The 17,694-nt window shown below is 39.8% G+C and carries 12 protein-coding genes and 1 pseudogene; 4 read left to right on the forward strand and 9 right to left on the reverse strand.

Annotation, left to right across the window (positions count from 1 at the left end):
- Together ACYVIL_RS14490 and hutI are read right to left on the reverse strand one after the other, a co-directional pair.
- A pseudogene (locus tag ACYVIL_RS14490) lies at nucleotides 1–314 on the reverse strand (hypothetical protein); the annotation flags it as partial.
- A complete protein-coding gene (gene hutI, locus ACYVIL_RS14495) occupies nucleotides 307–1,518 on the reverse strand; it encodes an imidazolonepropionase (protein ID WP_460313051.1) in 1,212 nt (403 codons plus the stop codon). The pseudogene ACYVIL_RS14490 and the gene hutI, both read right to left, overlap by 8 nt.
- 98 nt (nucleotides 1,519–1,616) lie before the next feature.
- Here hutI and hutC point away from each other — a divergent pair, with 98 nt between their 5' ends.
- From hutC to hutH, 3 genes are read left to right on the forward strand one after another with little or no spacing between them, the layout of a single operon-like run.
- Nucleotides 1,617–2,336, forward strand: coding sequence for a histidine utilization repressor (gene hutC, locus ACYVIL_RS14500; protein WP_460313053.1), 720 nt, complete (start codon nucleotides 1,617–1,619; stop codon nucleotides 2,334–2,336).
- A gap of 17 nt (nucleotides 2,337–2,353) precedes the next feature.
- Nucleotides 2,354–4,033 carry a urocanate hydratase gene (hutU, locus tag ACYVIL_RS14505; protein ID WP_460313055.1) on the forward strand — a complete coding sequence of 560 codons (1,680 nt, stop codon included), beginning with the start codon at nucleotides 2,354–2,356 and terminating at the stop codon, nucleotides 4,031–4,033.
- A complete protein-coding gene (hutH, locus tag ACYVIL_RS14510; protein WP_460313057.1) occupies nucleotides 4,026–5,546 on the forward strand; it encodes a histidine ammonia-lyase in 1,521 nt (506 codons plus the stop codon). The genes hutU and hutH overlap by 8 nt, the downstream gene beginning before the upstream one ends.
- A 138-nt stretch (nucleotides 5,547–5,684) precedes the next feature.
- On the opposite strand, the gene ACYVIL_RS14515 is transcribed toward hutH, so the two are convergent.
- From ACYVIL_RS14515 to ACYVIL_RS14530, 4 genes are all read right to left on the reverse strand, one after another.
- On the reverse strand, nucleotides 5,685–6,599 hold the full coding sequence (locus ACYVIL_RS14515; protein WP_303472176.1) for a choice-of-anchor L domain-containing protein: 915 nt from the start codon (nucleotides 6,597–6,599) through the stop codon (nucleotides 5,685–5,687).
- A gap of 303 nt (nucleotides 6,600–6,902) precedes the next feature.
- Nucleotides 6,903–7,283, reverse strand: coding sequence for a VOC family protein (locus ACYVIL_RS14520; RefSeq protein WP_303472178.1), 381 nt, complete (start codon nucleotides 7,281–7,283; stop codon nucleotides 6,903–6,905).
- A 157-nt stretch (nucleotides 7,284–7,440) separates the two neighbouring features.
- Nucleotides 7,441–10,659, reverse strand: a complete 3,219-nt coding sequence (locus ACYVIL_RS14525) for a glycoside hydrolase family 15 protein (RefSeq protein ID WP_303472180.1) — start codon at nucleotides 10,657–10,659, stop codon at nucleotides 7,441–7,443.
- Nucleotides 10,660–11,119: 460 nt separating this feature from the next.
- Nucleotides 11,120–12,016, reverse strand: coding sequence for a YihY/virulence factor BrkB family protein (locus ACYVIL_RS14530; protein ID WP_303472182.1), 897 nt, complete (start codon nucleotides 12,014–12,016; stop codon nucleotides 11,120–11,122).
- 1,037 nt (nucleotides 12,017–13,053) lie between these two features.
- Between ACYVIL_RS14530 and ACYVIL_RS14535 the strand changes: the two genes are divergently transcribed.
- Nucleotides 13,054–14,877 (forward strand): DUF4209 domain-containing protein, encoded by a 1,824-nt coding sequence (locus ACYVIL_RS14535; protein WP_460313060.1) that lies wholly within the window; start codon nucleotides 13,054–13,056, stop codon nucleotides 14,875–14,877.
- Between the two features lie 15 nt (nucleotides 14,878–14,892).
- Here the strand turns inward: ACYVIL_RS14535 and ACYVIL_RS14540 are convergent, their stop codons facing one another.
- The 3 genes from ACYVIL_RS14540 to ACYVIL_RS14550 form a co-directional block, all read right to left on the reverse strand.
- Nucleotides 14,893–15,552, reverse strand: a complete 660-nt coding sequence (locus ACYVIL_RS14540) for a hypothetical protein (RefSeq protein ID WP_460313062.1) — start codon at nucleotides 15,550–15,552, stop codon at nucleotides 14,893–14,895.
- A 954-nt stretch (nucleotides 15,553–16,506) separates the two neighbouring features.
- Nucleotides 16,507–17,184, reverse strand: coding sequence for a hypothetical protein (locus ACYVIL_RS14545; protein WP_460313064.1), 678 nt, complete (start codon nucleotides 17,182–17,184; stop codon nucleotides 16,507–16,509).
- A gap of 5 nt (nucleotides 17,185–17,189) precedes the next feature.
- Entirely contained in the window at nucleotides 17,190–17,474 is a 285-nt protein-coding gene (locus ACYVIL_RS14550; RefSeq protein ID WP_460313066.1) for a hypothetical protein, read from the reverse strand.
- Nucleotides 17,475–17,694 lie beyond the last annotated feature (220 nt).

A 17,694-nucleotide genomic window follows, 5' to 3' on the forward strand; every position in this document is an offset into this window, starting at 1 on the left:
TGTTTATAAATGTTGGAATACAAGAACTCCCTATGATGAGTCAAAGTATTTAAAAGCGCTGAAAGAGAGAAATTCTCCGCTATTGGCAACATAAAACACTTGTTGAATGACTCAGGGCGTGAAGCATCAGGCCCCTCTTTCGCCCCTACTCTTCCTTTATTGGCTGCCACCCCAAGATCGCAGTTAAACCCCAGTAACGCGATATCTGTTTGCCCGGTGCTTTGTTCCATCACTTGATGCCAGCGATAACTTTTCGGTCCGCCATCATTGTCTACTCGTCCCTGCCAATGAAAATGTGAATTTTGACTAAACAAGTTGGCCTCCAAACCATCGCATAAGCGGTTTATATTGATTGATGGTATAGACAAGTTGAGCAGGATGAGAAATATCCCATAAACACAGATCTGCCCGGCATCCGGGTGATATTTGTCCTCTATCGTTTAAGCCTAACGCTTTGGCGGCATTTATCGTAATAGCGCGCAAGGCCTCTTCAGGAGTTAATTCAAACAACACACAAGCCATATTTGCGCAGGTGAGTATAGAAGCTATGGGAGAACTGCCGGGATTCAAGTCGGTGGCGACTGCCATAGGTACTTGTAGGCGTCTTAAAGTTTCAACAGGCGGCTTTTGCTTTTCTTTTAAAAAGTAAAACGCACCGGGAAGTAACACTGCCACTGTGTTTGATTGCTTAAGGTAACTTACATCTGTAGGGGCAAGGTACTCAATATGATCCACGGATAAGGCATGATAATCACAGGCTAATTTAGCCCCTTTTAAATCACTAAGTTGTTCAACATGTGCCTTAATATTTAGTCCAAACCTTTTAGCCGTCTCGAATACCCGTTTGCATTGTGCAGGCGTAAAACCAATATTTTCACAAAAAACATCCACACTATCCGCTAAGTTTAATGCACTAATTTCAGGAATGACTTGACCACAGACGAAGTCAATATAGCCATCTGGATCATCAGTGTATTCATCAGGAATAGCATGTGCACCTAAATAGGTCGTGAGTACATTCACAGGTAATACAACGCTTAATGTTTTCGCCACCTGAAGCATTTTTATTTCGGTATTAATATCTAATCCGTAGCCAGATTTCACTTCTAATGTGGTTACACCTTCATTGATTAATGCCGTCGCTCTATCTTTTGCGGACGCTAACAATGTCTCTGCAGTGGCGCTGCGTGTGGCAGCCACGGTACTTTTAATACCGCCACCTTGTTCAGCGATTTGTTGATAGCTAAGGCCATTGAGTCGCATATCAAATTCATTGGCCCGATCACCGCCGTATACAAGGTGGGTATGGCAATCCACAAATCCAGGCAATAACCATTTTCCACCACCATCGAATGTATTTAATGCACTAGCTTCAACATTTTCCATAGCTCCAACATATTGGATCTTGCCATTGTCTATGGCAACACAGCCGTTCTCTATCGCTCCATAAGGCCCAGGGCCATCTAGCATGGTAGCAATTTGAACGTTATAAATGAGGTAATCGCATTGCTTTGACATAAGTTCACTTTAAGGCCCCTAGACGAATAATTAGTGTACTTGCCACAACTTGTATATACAAGTAAGATACAATTTATTTACATTTAACAAACATTTTGATGGCATCACATTTTATTAAAATCAAGTCCCATTTGTTAGCCCAAATCGAAGATGGCAGCATGCAACGCGGAGATAAAGTTCCCTCAGAAAACAAGTTGGCGGAACAATTCAACGTAAGCCGAATGACCGCACGGCGAGCCCTGACAGAGTTAGTTAATGAAGGGATTTTATTCCGATCCCAGGGCCTAGGTACCTTTGTAAATGACCAGCGCCCTATGAGTTCTATGCTGAAAATTATTAGTATTGATGATGAGGTGTTAGCCCGAGGACATAGCTACACCAATCGCGTCATTTTCCAAAAACAAATCCTCGCCAATGCACATCAGGCCCATACACTAGGATTAGAAACAAATGATGCTATTTACCAAACACAAATCATCCATTTGGAAAATAACACGCCAATTCAACTCGAAGATCGATTAGTGAATCCCAATTATGCCGGCGGATATATTGAACAGGATTTCACTAAGATTACAGCCAACCGCTATCTTAATAAGGTAGCACCGTTAACCGAAGCAGAGCACTTTGTCGAAGCACTATTGCCACCAACTAAGGTTGCCCACGCATTATCTATTTCACCGCAACAGCCTTGTTTACTGGTTTCACGACGTACATTTTCAGCCAAAGGCATCGTTAGTTTTGCCAATCTCTATCACCCAGGAAATCGTTATCGGCTAGGTGGTCATTTGGATTTCCCCACTGCTAATTGCGAAAAATAAATAAGAGACAGTCAACGATGAATAAACGATATTCAAACCGTGTTGTAAACGCCCCTAGAGGCAGTCAAATAACTGCAAAAAGTTGGCTTACGGAAGCGCCTATGCGTATGTTAATGAACAATTTGGATCCCGAGGTAGCAGAACACCCCCATGAACTTGTGGTATATGGGGGTATCGGACGCGCGGCACGTGACTGGCCCTGTTTCGACAAAATAGTTGAAGTGCTAAAACGCTTAAATGATGACGAAACATTGCTTATCCAAAGTGGTAAACCAGTAGGTGTTTTTCCAACCCATATAAATGCCCCCAGAGTCTTAATTGCTAACTCAAACTTAGTTCCGCATTGGGCAACGTGGGAGCATTTCAATGAATTAGATAGGCAAGGCCTTACGATGTACGGACAAATGACTGCTGGGTCTTGGATCTACATAGGTTCTCAAGGCATAGTGCAAGGTACTTATGAAACCTTTGTCAGTATTGCTAAAACCCATTTCGCTGGAAACGCTAAGGGCAAATGGATTTTGACGGGAGGTTTAGGCGGTATGGGAGGTGCCCAACCATTGGCGGCAACCATGGCGGGCTTTTCCATGTTAGCGGTAGATGTCGATGAAAGTCGTATCGATTTTCGCCTAAAAACCGGTTATTTGGATATTAAGGCCAATGACCTCTCCCATGGAATAGCACTTATTCAACAAGCCAATAAAAATGGCGAAGCAATCTCTGTAGGGTTGCTGGGGAATGCTGCCGATATATTCACTGATATTGCGGACTCAAATACGATTCCTGACGTTGTTACCGATCAAACGAGTGCCCACGATCCCCTAAACGGTTATTTACCTCAGGGTTGGTCCCTTGAAAAAGCAGCCAAAATGCGTATAAAAGATGAAAAAAGAGTGGTTTTAGCCGCTAAAAAGTCAATGGCTGTTCAAGTAAGTGCAATGCTTAAGTTACAAACGAAAGGGGCAGCAACACTGGATTATGGAAACAATATTCGTCAAATGGCTTTTGAAACAGGAGTGCAAAATGCCTTTGATTTTCCTGGGTTTGTGCCAGCCTACATTCGACCGTTATTTTGCCAAGGTATAGGTCCATTTCGCTGGGTAGCATTATCTGGTGATCCAGAAGATATTTACAAAACCGATGCAAAAGTAAAAGAGTTGATCGCGGATGATCCCCACTTACATCAATGGTTAGATATGGCCAAACAACGTATTCAGTTTCAAGGACTGCCGGCAAGAATATGTTGGGTAGGTTTAGGCCAACGTCAAAAATTGGGATTAGCCTTTAATGAAATGGTGCGTTCAGGCGCCCTTTCTGCCCCCATTGTCATTGGTAGAGATCATTTAGATTCTGGATCTGTCGCCTCACCGAATCGCGAAACGGAAAGCATGTTAGATGGTTCAGACGCGGTATCCGATTGGCCACTGCTTAACGCAATGTTAAATACTGCTAGTGGCGCGACTTGGGTAAGTTTGCACCATGGCGGTGGTGTTGGCATGGGATTTAGCCAACATTCTGGGGTTGTAATTGTTTGTGACGGCACAAAAGAGGCTGACCAACGCATAGCAAGGGTATTGAACAATGATCCGGCTACCGGGGTAATGCGTCACGCGGATGCGGGGTATGATATTGCCGTTCAATGTGCACAACAAAAACAACTAGATTTGCCTATGTTAAAAGGTGCCAAGCATGCCTAAAATCGTCTTAAAACCGGGCCAGGTAAGTCTTAAACAGCTGGCGCAAGTTCATCGAGAGTCAGTGCAGATAACATTAGATAAGTCAGCCATAGTAGAGATAAATAAAGCCGAACAAACTGTATTAAAGACGATTGCGACGGGTAAAACAGTATATGGCATTAATACTGGGTTTGGCCTACTTGCCAACACAAAAATACCGCAACATGAATTAGAAGACTTACAACGCAGTATTGTGTTATCCCATGCAGCGGGTACTGGGAATTTTATGCCTGATAACACAGTTCGTTTAATGTTGTTTTTAAAAATAAACTCATTAGCTAGGGGATTTTCTGGCATTCGATTAAGTGTTATTAACGCTTTGATCACCCTTTTTAATGCACAAGTCTACCCTGCCATTCCTGAAAAAGGATCCGTGGGTGCTTCTGGGGATTTAGCGCCACTAGCGCATATGAGCGCTTTACTTTTGGGTGAAGGCGAAGCTTTCTATCAAGGCCAAAAATATTCTGCTGATGACGCATTAAAAATTGCTAAATTATCTAAGATCTCATTGGCTCCCAAAGAGGGGCTAGCATTATTAAATGGCACACAAGCATCAACAGCCTTTGCATTGCAAGGTCTATTCTACGCCGAAAATGCACTAAACAGTGCTATTGCAATTGGTAGTTTAAGCGTAGAAGCCGCATTGGGTTCGCGAGTGCCTTTTGACAAACGGATTCATTTGGTTCGCGGTCATCAAGCACAAATAGATATTGCTGCCGCATACAGGCAGCTTTTAGGCTCATCAACCATTGGCAACTCTCATCAGGGCTGTAATAAGGTACAAGATCCCTACTCCTTGCGCTGTCAGCCTCAAGTAATGGGGGCATGTTTAGCACAAATACGATTTGCCAGCCAAACTCTGCTGGTTGAAGCCAACGGCGTTTCAGACAATCCACTGGTTTTTGCTGACAGTGGCGATATATTATCCGGTGGAAACTTTCATGGGGAAACCGTGGCAATGACGGCAGATATGTTAGCCATTGTTTTGTGTGAAATAGGTTCCTTGGCAGAGCGCAGAATGGCATTACTTATTGATAGCAATCTCAGCGGGTTACCGCCGTTTTTGGTTGAAAATGGTGGCGTGAATTCTGGCTTTATGATCGCACAGGTTACTTGCGCAGCCCTTGCTAGTGAAAACAAGACCTACGCCCACCCAGCATCCATTGATTCATTGCCTACTTCTGCAAACCAAGAAGATCATGTCTCTATGGCCACCTTTGCTGCCCGTCGTTTACGAGATATATTCGATAACGTAGCTGGAATTTTAGCCATTGAATGGCTTGCAGCGAGCCAAGGTGTAGATTTTAGAGCACCTTTAAAATCCAGTATTCAACTGGAAAAAGTGAAACAATTGCTCCGTTCAGATGTTCCATTTTATGATAAAGATAGGTACTTTTCACCCGACATTGAGAAGGCGAAAACCTTGATTAAAAATTATCAACTGTCTGATATCACTCAATTGAACCTGATTTGATTTAAAACAATAAGGTGGGTCTGCTGCTAATTTTTAATGTGAAAATGCGCCTAAAGTTAAAGGCAAAAAAAAGACCAAGCTAACACTTGGTCTTTTCCATTTTAAGCAATTTACCCGTAATTATTAGGTCAAATAAATTCAGTTACGGCGTCTTAATCTCATCATTAAGCCTAGTCCACTTAAAAATAAAATTGCCCCTAAGGGTTCATCAACATCGGTAGAAGGAGGGTTATTTACCCCACCGTCATTATCAGTATAAATTCCAGTTAAGTTACTCAAAAATACTCCACTATCGAAAATAGTGTCTGAAGTGTCAGCAATGGCAATTTTTAGGGTATGTTCAGTTAACGTTTCATCAACCAGACCAATCAAATTTAAGTTTTGACTAAACCCATCATACTCAATATCGAATAGTCCCCCAGAGTTATCTAAAAAGTTACTAGCATTAGCTCCTTGCACAAAAGACACTAAACTTGAGTCTGGAAAAAACGCATAGTTTACCCCATCAACAAACACCCCGAACACATCAGTTACCCCTTGATCTGGAAATTCATCACTGCCGAAAATGAAATCTAAAGAGATAGCATTAAAACCAGCCCCCAAGGTAAAATCAAACTCTATATAATTTACATCATTAGTCTCGCTTGATGGCGCTCCTGCATCAACCAATATTGCACTTAGGTCAGCATCACTTCCAGTTCCGGGGAAAAAAGGAGCAAAGGCAGTAGCCGTGTTGGTATCAGGTATATTGGCGCTACCACTGGTTAATACAGCCCCTTGACCCATACTAACAGTACTAGCACCGTCTGTAATATTAACGCCTGAAAAGATGCCAGACTGAGCCGTGTCACTATCAATACCGTCACCAATTGCTCCAACAAAGGTTTCAGTACCAGATATAACACTCACACCACCGCCAGAAACAACCAAAGAGTCGGTAATATCGGCAATTGGATCATCGCCAGTTTCAATTAAATCTAGTCCTAACAATCCAGCGTTAGCACTAAAAGAGGAGACGATGAGTAATGACAAACAAAGTTTTCTTAGTTTCATTAGATTAATCCTTATCAAATGTTAAAAGTTTTACCCTAAAAACCCATTAATACCACTACATCATGAGATTTGTACAAAAATTAAGCACAATACAGACCAAAACGAAAATAATCGATTAAACAGAAGGTTACAAGGGTGGGAAAATTTAAGAAAATTGATGTGTAAAAAAAACTGACAATCTAAGGAAGGTAAAAATCGTGACGCTTAGAATATTTACCGAAAAAATAATGAATTAAAGAATTTAAAGTGGCAAATATATGTATGTCTGCTGTAATCAACAGACATACATTGAAATTTAATGAATTAGCCCATACGCTTCAAAGCACAGAGTTTATTTCCAGCAGGATCCTTTAAATAGGCCAGATACATGTCTCCGGAGGGAGATTGACGTATACCAGGAGGATCTTCACAATCAGTGCCGCCATTTGCTAAGCCTGCGGCATGCCAAGCATCACCTTGTTCAGTACTTTCTACCGAAAAGCCAATCGTACTGCCGTTGCCATGGCTCGCAGGTTCACCATTTATGGGTTTAGTGATGGCAAATATACCTGTATCGGTAATGTAAAAACAACGTCCTTTAGGGTCTAAAACACCGGGTTTGACGCCCAATGCAGCAAAAGTAGCATCATAAAAAGCTTTCGATTCTTCTATGCTATTTGCCCCTAACATAATGTGACTAAACATATCTTAACTCCGTTAAAATTCTCTTTGAAAGAATAGATTAACGTGAAAAACAACAATAATCTATGCCTAATCACTGACTTTTTTAGCCGCTAAGTTGTCTAAATTCCCCGCCCTTTTAACGCTTTACCTATATTTTGTGTCTGCGTCTTTTCTTAATCTAAGCCACAACTTCTTGCTCTGGTTGTTCACCGGAGCTTGGTCGAACGGATAACAACATACTTAAAGCTGACACAATAAATGCAGTAGTTTGTTGTGGTGAAATTGTATAAAAATATTCCCATGCCTGACTTTTATATTCAGTATAACTGTTTGCCCGTTCGGGATATTTATCAAGATAAGCTAAGTTAACAGCATGACCAATAGCCGCATCAACGATAATGGGTTCATCAATTTTTAAACTCGGATTTTGTTCAAAAAAGCTCGCCATAGCATTTAATGATTCAATAGTTAATTGACGATATTCAGCAGCCTGAATGTTATTCAACATGTGCTCCGTTATTAAAGCGAAAGCGGTTTCGCCAGGCGTCATATCGCTCAATACCACACCACTATCTATTCGATTCCTGCGATCCATCTTGTTACCAATCACTAATCCGGTGGTATGGTGTAAAATTCGCCAGATTTGTTTATTAAATGAGGCTGACCGTCGATCAATAATTCCTTGATGCTGTCGCCAAACTAGCCAGCCGTCTTTAGGTGTAGCGAGTTGCTCAAGTCCTAAGTTTTGCTGCCAATTTAATTTGTCTGAACTCCCTTTAGCATGCAATATTTCCATTTTTTGTGGTAAATCAGAGAGGGATCGATAATCCTCCAATACCGCTTCTAAGCGTTCTTGGATCACTGATGGTGCCATCGCCATCAAATTTTCATACGCTTCATCCGTAGCTAATTTTTCGGAACGGGCAATTTGACTAGTGAGGAGAATAATTAGGTAACTCACCCGAATCGTCATGAGCTCTCTGAATAACTCCGGACGTGCTTTGATCAGTAAACCTAAGCATAACAAAACTTCCTGAGTTAAGATTTGGTCGCGTACATCATCGCGGCAATAATGATGAATTTTTGTCATTAACTCTTCGTCCGTTAACGGCCTCGAAATGAGGGATTCATCAGTATAGGAGCGTCCAACTTGAATATTTTTTTGGGCTACTAGAATAGCACTTACCACTAACCCAAGGTCACTATCGACTTTTTCTAATAAACCTGAGGCATGACGTAACACTGACCAAAGTCGTAAACGCCCGGCTTCGCTGTATACCTCTTCTAAAGCGTCTATTAAACGGTAACAGCTGTCACTGTATGTAATAGTAGAGTGTAACCCTTGAAGTTTGACCAATACTGATAAAATTTCTATTTGTTCGAACAGATTATCAGAGGCAGCTAGCTTATCTGCTAATAATTGGGTATCGGTAATAAAGGATAATTCAAGCTCTTCACTTTGATTGAGTGGAAGATTAGAATTGCTTGAAATCAGTGTGGTTCTAAATGGCGCGACACTTATGGCTATTTCTTCAGGTAATTCATAGCCATTTAAATCATCAAACCGCTCAATTGCTGCAGTGGGCGTTAGCTGGGCCATCGTCCCCAATTTCACTGGAATTCCCTCAACATAACCCGAATCAATCGTTTTAATTAGTTCGAATAAAGACGTTCTGTCAGCATCTAGCATTTGATGAGTTAACATCACTGTTACTGTTGGCCTGCCTGTCTCAGTCCAATTTCGATGCAAATAGCTCAGTTCACTTTTGAAACGTCTAACCAAAAAGTCGATGTCATAGCTTAGGAAAAAGGCTTGTTGAATAAAAGAAGGAGTTAAACACACGAAACGAGATTTACCTAGAACGTAAACCCGGCTAGTAGTCAAACTCTTAGGGATCCTAAACGATCGGCCAGTTAAGCCTAAAGATTCATTTGCACCAACCTGAGCATACATAGTTGCGATATCTTCTGGCAGACACACTTTAACCGGTGAAATATCACTGATAGTTTCGGTCATCAACCCACTACCTGCTAATTCAGACTGTAACGCTTCATCTTCTGCCAAAAACACCAGTTGCACAACGGGTTGTTTAATAGGTTTAACATGACGACGTCCGATAGGATCTAAATCACCGGGTCGCAACAAACCATCTTCTAACATGGCACCTAATAAAAACAAACTCTGCGCCCAAACCAAGGGAATATTTTCATTTGGCAAGCGATCTTGAGAGTGTGGGTTTTCCCGTTCTTTTTCTATTGACTCAACGGGGACATAATACAATTCGGGTAGCAGCAAATGTCCATCTTGTTCTACCATAACTGAGTCTAAACGATTTCGATAATGCTCAACCTGCTCTCTATCATCCCGAAAAATAGCATCCAGATACAAATACGCATAAAACAAAGGCCACTCAGATTCGATATCTTCAAACTGTTTAAGCTCTTGCTCTTCGTAGTGTAAACGCTCTTCATCTTCCAATACCGTTTGATGACCATCGCGTAAGAAACGTTTTAAGCCATAACGGCCTTCAAGCTTAGTGATAATTTTTTTGCGTACTTTATCACCGAGCTGATTATCTGGAGCGGCAAACGCAGGAAAACCGACAACACTTAACAGAGCCGCATCAATTTCTTTGGTAATAGACTCCCTAGGTAACATGGCACTTAGGGTTATATTTGCCTGCGCGATATTATCGGGCACCACATGAATCACCGAGCTTTGTGACCCCTTAGCGCCGTATAAATTAAATCCGGAAAGCGCTTCTAAAGCCGCTTTTGCCATACCTAAGGAACTTGCATTCAATTCTACATGACCACTATTGGATTTCGCACCGCGTTCCCAAATACCAAAATCTGGCGTGCGATAGGCCCGTTCGATATAGAATACTAAATTCTGTATGAAATCGACTTCTTCATCACTCCATATTAGCTCTAAACCAGACGCAATCATTTGTGTCATCATTAACAAAAAAACCGATGTTGCATCTATTTGCAAATGCCCCCACTCGTGATCAGCGACCACATTATCACCTGTGGCAGTATCGTATTTTGCGTGAAGTGAATCTTCTGGACTGCGGCTTTTTTTGAAAGCCTCGACTTTAGCCGATTGGCTCATCATTGAACGCAGTAAACCACGCATCAATTTCACTGTGCGCTGTTGCAGCTCAAACCCCCGGCCACCGTCATCATCTAATTGACGATACGCCAGCGCAAGTCCCCAAACAGCTAAAATACTGTATACATTGTCTCGTACCCAGGCATCTTGATAATTGCCATGGTTAGTTATTGCAGTGCTAGCCGGCAATAACCCTGAAATTGGGTGTTGCTTATCAATTATGACAGCCTTAATTTGCTGATAATAGTTATCGAGGCTTGTTCTTAAATTAATGTCTTGCATAATCGTTCCTATCACTGTGGAAAACAGATGCTGAAAATTGTGCATCTGGGAAAAAGTAAATCACATTACGTTGTTAGTATGATCGATAGATTACCACCGTGATGTTGAAGAACTGGTTGATTCTTTGTTTCAGGTGTAAGCCTAGTATCAACCAGTAACATGTCACCTTGTCGTAGATTTATGACTATGAACCAGCAAGGTTCGCGCCAAACATACATTAGCCAAGGACTTTGTTAATTAAGTTTAATCTAATTACCCCAAAAAAACTTCAAAAAACCTATGTTTACTTTAGCTTTTTAACGCCAGTCATCAATTTAATGAAATGATTTACGTAAAACAAAGTTTTACACCTAAATAAACGACAAAAAGCAGTTAGGGGCTCGTTATAAGCACAAAAAGTGTGCAATTATTCGCCCCCCAGTGCTGATCGGTTTGACGCTAAATTAATAACAGTAATGGGTTAAGACATTAGCCGTTTATCCACTCGTACAGCGGTATTGCGAGGCACTATCTCCTTCCCCCTAGCAACAAGATGAACACGGGTGAAAGCCGCACCATATAACAATATTAGCGATGAGTAATATACCCACAGCAATATAATCACCACAGAGCCGGCGGCTCCGTATGCTGATGCGGTAGCGGTATATGCAAGATATGCGGCGATACCGTAACGGCCCAACGAAAACAGTACAGCTGTGACTAAGGCTCCAACCATCACGTCTTTCCAACTGAGTTTGACATCAGGCAACACTTTAAAAATAGTAGCAAATAGGAGTGCAATCATGGCCAAAGAAACAATGAACTCAGCACTGCCCAACAACATCTCAACGAACGGCAAAAACTCGGCAGTAAAATTAAGTACAGCCCGCAATGCAACACCAAGAAGTAGAGAAACAAGTAAAACAAAACCGATGGATAGCACCACCATTAACGAAAAAAGACGTTTCTTAGCAAGTAAAAATAAACCGTTTCGATCAGGACTAGCCGTAACTCCCCAAATTGAATTGAGAGAATATTGCATCTGACCAAATACCGTAGTTGCACCGAGCATCAAAGCCCCTACTCCAAGTAAGGTTGGTAAAATACCAGACGCTTCAATTCGAGATTGACTCACAGTACGTTCAACAACCTCAGCCGCTTCTTTACCCATAATGTCTGCGAACTGAGCAACTATTTGTCCTTGGGCAGCGTCTTCACCTAGCACTAAACCGATAACCGTCACCGCTATGATAACGATAGGTGCTAATGAAAATAGCGTGTAAAAAGCCAATGCACCAGCATAGCTAAACGCATTTTCATCTAACCACAATTTAGCGGTATCTTGTAAAATATTTTTCCAGTAGCGCACAAAGTGCATCGCGATAATTCCCCAATAATGATGGCAAGCAGAAAAAGTTGTTAACGATTGCCAGTTAGGTCTCGAATAAAGGAAAGCAGAGTAAAACACATCCCAACGCTATGCAACAAGCATCCTGTGGCAAGGTCTTTTGGCCATGAACATTTAATTCAACATAAATGCTGTAGCACGGTCTTTAGGCCGTGAATTTGATATCAATAAACGCGGGGCTAAAGCCACCGCCTACAGGCCGTGAATTTGATATCAATTAACGCGGGACTAAAGCCTCCGCCTACAGGGCGTGGATGTGATATCAATTAACGCGGGGCTAAAGCCACCGCCTACGGGCCGTGAATTTGATATCAATTAATGCGGGGCTAAAGCCACCGCCTACAGGCCGTGGATGTGATATCAATTAATGCGGGGCTAAAGCCACCGCCTACAGGCCGTGAATTTGATATCAATTAACGCGGGGCTAAAGCCACCGCCTACAACTCATCCTGCACGAATTACATGATGTTTTGAATTTGGATGCTTAGGAATTTAACTTTGAGTTTATTAGTAATGGAGTAGAGCCAGAGAATGGTGCCGGGGCCGGACTTGATAAATATCAATAACTAACTGTAATTATTGAATTATATACTCAAAACACTGCAAAAGTAGCACCAAATGTAGCACCAATATTTAGAAGTAGACTCATTCGTTTAGAACGCTTTTTATAGTGTATTATTAAATTTAAAACTTTTAAAAAATTTAATGTCGAATTGTCATTAGCATAGGAATTTTTCATACTCAAGGCAAAGCATTCTGAATATAGTACTTAATACTCTAGAATTTCCTGAAGAATATATAAATCATAACAAAATATTTTGTACTAGCGTCATTACATCTTTAACGAAGTTGGTTAGACAACTGAACGAAGAGTTTAATTTTTTCTATTAGAAAATAACTTAAAAATAAATCAAAGCCTAATAATTATCCACTGGGGCGTTAGTTTAAACAAGCCCCCAAAAGTACATGGTACCAATTGCATTATAAGAAACGGAGTAACTTATCCTATGATTACAAAGGACAATAATTTCACTGCCGTCTGGAACAAGTTAATTGACAATACAGACAACAAAACTTTATACAAATTATCTAACCTATTTGCTTTAGAATTTAACGAAGGAAAAACAAAACATTCGAATGATGATTTAGAAGCATTGCTTGTCTTACACAAGGCTGCGGAGATGACCCTAATCTCATCAAGCATAAATGAACCACTAGTGTCAAAAATACAACTTCCAGACTATTATTCATTTAATCCAAACGACTTTAGTCAAAGAGACTTAGATGTGTTGGAGAAAATAGTAAACACTATATCGTTCTCACCTCTTGTAGCGAGAATTAATGATTTACTTTGGATATTAGGAAAACCGCGAAAACCTATTTTTGCTACTAATGCTATCGAAGCTTATATTGATTTTGATTTAGATAAATCTGCTTGGCACACGGAGCAGAAACCCAGTTTCGAACGCGCAATAAAGCTTTGCCGACAAATAAAGGATGTGGATAAATTAAGTGATATTGAAATTTTAATATTTTCCGCATTCCAAAAAGCCTCTAATGATGATGATGTTTTCTGTGAAATGTTGGGAAAATTTATAGAAGTTCAAAGGTTATTATCATCGAAAAAACCTCAGGTTTTTGAGACATTAAAAAAGCTTGGAATAAAGAACATTGAGCGAAGCCAATACAAAGAAGCTATTGGAAAATTTAATATTTGCTTAAATATTTATTCAGCAAAGGACTATATAAAAGACAGATCTGATCTCAATTCATTAATAGGTGATTCATTAGTCTGTTTGGGCGATGAATACTTAATCGCGGATTCTGACCAAAGCTTATTTGCTAAATCACAGTTTGAACAAGCAATAACGGTTTATCAAAAAGTACCTACTGAATTAAGAGATCGACATAGCATTAAAGCTAAATTGACTACAACACGTAAAAAAATTACGGAAGCTGGATTAATTTCAATTGAAAATATGGACGTTATAAAAACCGAAATTGAAAACGCTGAGGAAGGAGTTAATCAGGCAAGAGCTTTAGTTTCGAACAAACCTACTATAGTTGAAGCACTTGTATGTTTTTCATTGCTTTGTCGTTCACCCTCTGTCGAGCAATTAATAAAAGATGAAAAAGAAAACTTGAAAAATGGTTTTCTAACTTCTTTTATCGCTTCAAAGAAGTTATCTGAAAACGGAAGGACAATTGCAAAGTCTCCAGAACTCAATTTTGATAAAAGTGGGGAGATGGATGACCAATTCTATTTAAATAAAGCGAGTGAATTTTTTGAGCATAGAATGAATTACTGCGTTCAAATATTCATACTCCCTGCGTTGGAAGTGATAATCAAGGAACACTATATTGATAAAACGTTTGTTTATAATATGTGTGTCCACAGTCCTATAGTTCCAGTGCAAAATAGAAGTACTGTATGTGAGGCAATTTGGCTAGGAATAGAATATATGTTTCCTGCAGCTATATATTTAATAGCTCCGATGGTTGAAAATTTAATTAGAGAGCGGATGAAAAAAGAAGGAGTATCAACAACAGTAATTGATATAAACCACATAGAAAATGAAATTGGATTGAGTGCTTTGCTCGAACGCGAAGAAGCTTCGATGATATTTGGACAAGATTTACTTTTCGAATTAAAATCAGTTTTCACAAACCCTCACTGCACAAACTTAAGAAATGAGGTGGCTCATGGACTTCTTAGTGATTCCAAATCTTTGTCAGTAGGGCCAGTTTATGCTTGGTATTTATTACTTAGGCTCGTAATTAATTCACTGGTTAACCTATCAGAGAAAAATGATTTTAAAGAAACATCCTGATTTAACTTACGTACTTTAAGGTTTCTCACCAGCTAATGAGCCTTCAGGTTTTATCACTCGATGGGAAATTTTTCCACCAATATTAGCGTACCTTTTTTCCTCTTCTCTAATCAATCGTTCACTAGCCTTGAGCACAGCATGCTCATTTAAAATTGAATTTTTCGAAACAATACTTTCGAACTCTTGCGACAAAAATGAATTTTCCGTCTGGCCACCTGCTATTTGATAGGAATAATTGGTGTCGAAAGATCGCGTTACTTTAACTATATTGTCTTTAACGTGATCGTTTATAATGGCAGAAATTATGAAGCTCTTATTTTCAATAATTCCCGTTAGAATTAAACCGGCACAACAAGCCTCATTTCTAAAATCCAAATTGTTTTTTGACGTTTTTTTAAAATTTAACCACCCCTTTAGAAGTGATGTTTTTAGCTCCTTCTCGAGTCGATTAAAATTGTTTACTTTATTAAAATTATCCTTGAGAAATGAAATTGCGAATTTTGAAGCTAGTTCGATACCGAGATTTGCGGCAAATACTTTGTCACTTATTTGTTCGATTTTCTCAGCATCACATTTGAAAACTTGGTTTTCAGTTAAACTATCAATGTAACTCTGCTTGCCATCTGCTACTAATAGAGCACTATTTTGCCAAATAAACGCGACCGCTATAGTCATTATTTCTCCATGTAGTTGAAAAAGTGCAAATATTTGCACTCTGAAAAACCATATTTACAATAGTGCAAAACCCATATCTATATGAATCATATAGATAATATTAGTTAATTCGCACAGTTTGCACTTTTTGCACTACAAAACAGCCACCTATATTATGTATCCCCTCTCCCCTTTTCTAAACAATTAAGTGCGGCCAACATGAGAAGATTGCTAAATTGAAAAAGTATAAGCACATTAAAGATGTCTAATTGTTAATATGATAACTGTTCTAACTCCCCCCCCCTAAAAATTTTAACTATCGTAAAAACAAGACTAAAGCGGCGGTGTCCAGATCTAGCCTGTCTGACTTTTTGGTACCCCCCTAGTAATACCCAATCAATAAGATATTAATATTAATACTTAAATGGGTTTTTCCTTTTTATAAATGATCCCCGTAAAAATTAGACGGTAACGGCGGTGAACAGCTAAGACCCCTGAACAATTAGGACCCCCCCTTTAATAAATTATCTATATCAATACCTTTAACTATGTTTACTAAAACCGGACCCCCCTTATAGGTTTCCGTAGCTGTTAGAAACTCGGGGCAAATTGGACCGCATACCAATAACACTCCAAAGGACCCGGGTAATAGCTAAGGACCATGTGTATTCATATGTAAGTAAAAAGTAATTAAGGTAGATTGAAATATCAGTAGTTATTAGCTCTATAAATAAGAAGGTTTTAATTGGGGTGCTTTTTCTATATGTTGGGACTAGGCCAACGGCCGCTAGTAATTCGTTTAGACGGGGCATAGGGGTGTCACCTCAAGCCTACTGATTTACAGTGCAAAAAGTGCAAACTGTGCGAAATAACTAATATTATCTATATGATTCATATATATACGGGTTTTGCACTTTTGCAAATACAACTATCCAGAGTGCAAATATTTGCACTTTGCCAATTCAATTGACTATTTTAAGGGCAAATTCCACGATTTTTAAACCATTTCACGTTAAAAGCTTTACCGACAAAACATTCAATATAGTAAAAATTTTGGTATTTTTTTACAGCAATCAATCCAGTGTTTTCCAATTCATTAAGCGAACCTTCTAATAATTTTCGACCTAATATATAGGATTCAGTTGAGCCACTGACAGGAACAAATGTTAAAGCCGTTGTGGCCATACTCGATTCGAACACTGATATAAGAGTATCACCATCTAGATTCGGCCTGATAGCCCTAATATATAGGCACAGAGACTCGTAGCTCAACCGGCAATCCATTAGCACTTCAGATTCAAATAGCGTGAATGGTTGTATGTCGTCTACAAATGGTGCGTTATATTCACACGTTAAATTCTGTTTATTTACACTTATAGACTTTTCGATTAGTCCGACTCGTTCCAAGTGTTTAATAAGCGTTTTGGTCCTAGCTGGCCGCAAAGCCTTAAACCGTCTTTGCTCATAATAGCCATTAGTAACAGACAAGGTTTTATGACTAATAGTTATTGGATAACCAGACTTTTTAGCATCAATACATCGAAATGCCCTCATGTAAAGCGCAATGGCATCAAAGGGCAAGCTTTCATCTTGTAGGGCCTGTAGTTCACTGACCGTTAAATATGGGGCTAATTTCATAGGTTTGACCGTCATTTGATCTATCCTTTGCTGTATCGTTCAACAGCAGCAAACAACGTAGAAGCTTTGAACTTATAAATTTGCTGAGCGTTAGCTCCAGAACCAGGTAACTTTTCACGAGTGCAAAGCCTGTTTTTATTAAGCTCAGAGTCTCTGAGAGTTAATATCCCTTCAGAGCGAAGCAATCGAGCAACCCTCTTATGGTCAAATCCTTTGCACAACTGATTATCAAAAGCCTGTTTAGTGACAAGATAGGTATGCTCCGTAGTATCGCCGTCTAATTGATTTCTAGTTACTTCAGTCACCCTATAACCCCATAGTTCTTGGCGGCTTGGTACATGCTCATCAATGTTTGTGGAATTATCATTAGTCTTTTTATCCCATCTTCTAAAATACTTTGGCTATTTGCATTCTAGGGTTGGAATTCAACCCTAGATAACAATTATTACATAGCTGAAACTAATCATCGTTTGGTTGGAATCTCTGCGAATTAGCACTAATAAACAACCTGTATATTGGTTGGAA

Source organism: Aliiglaciecola aliphaticivorans, from assembly GCF_054782055.1.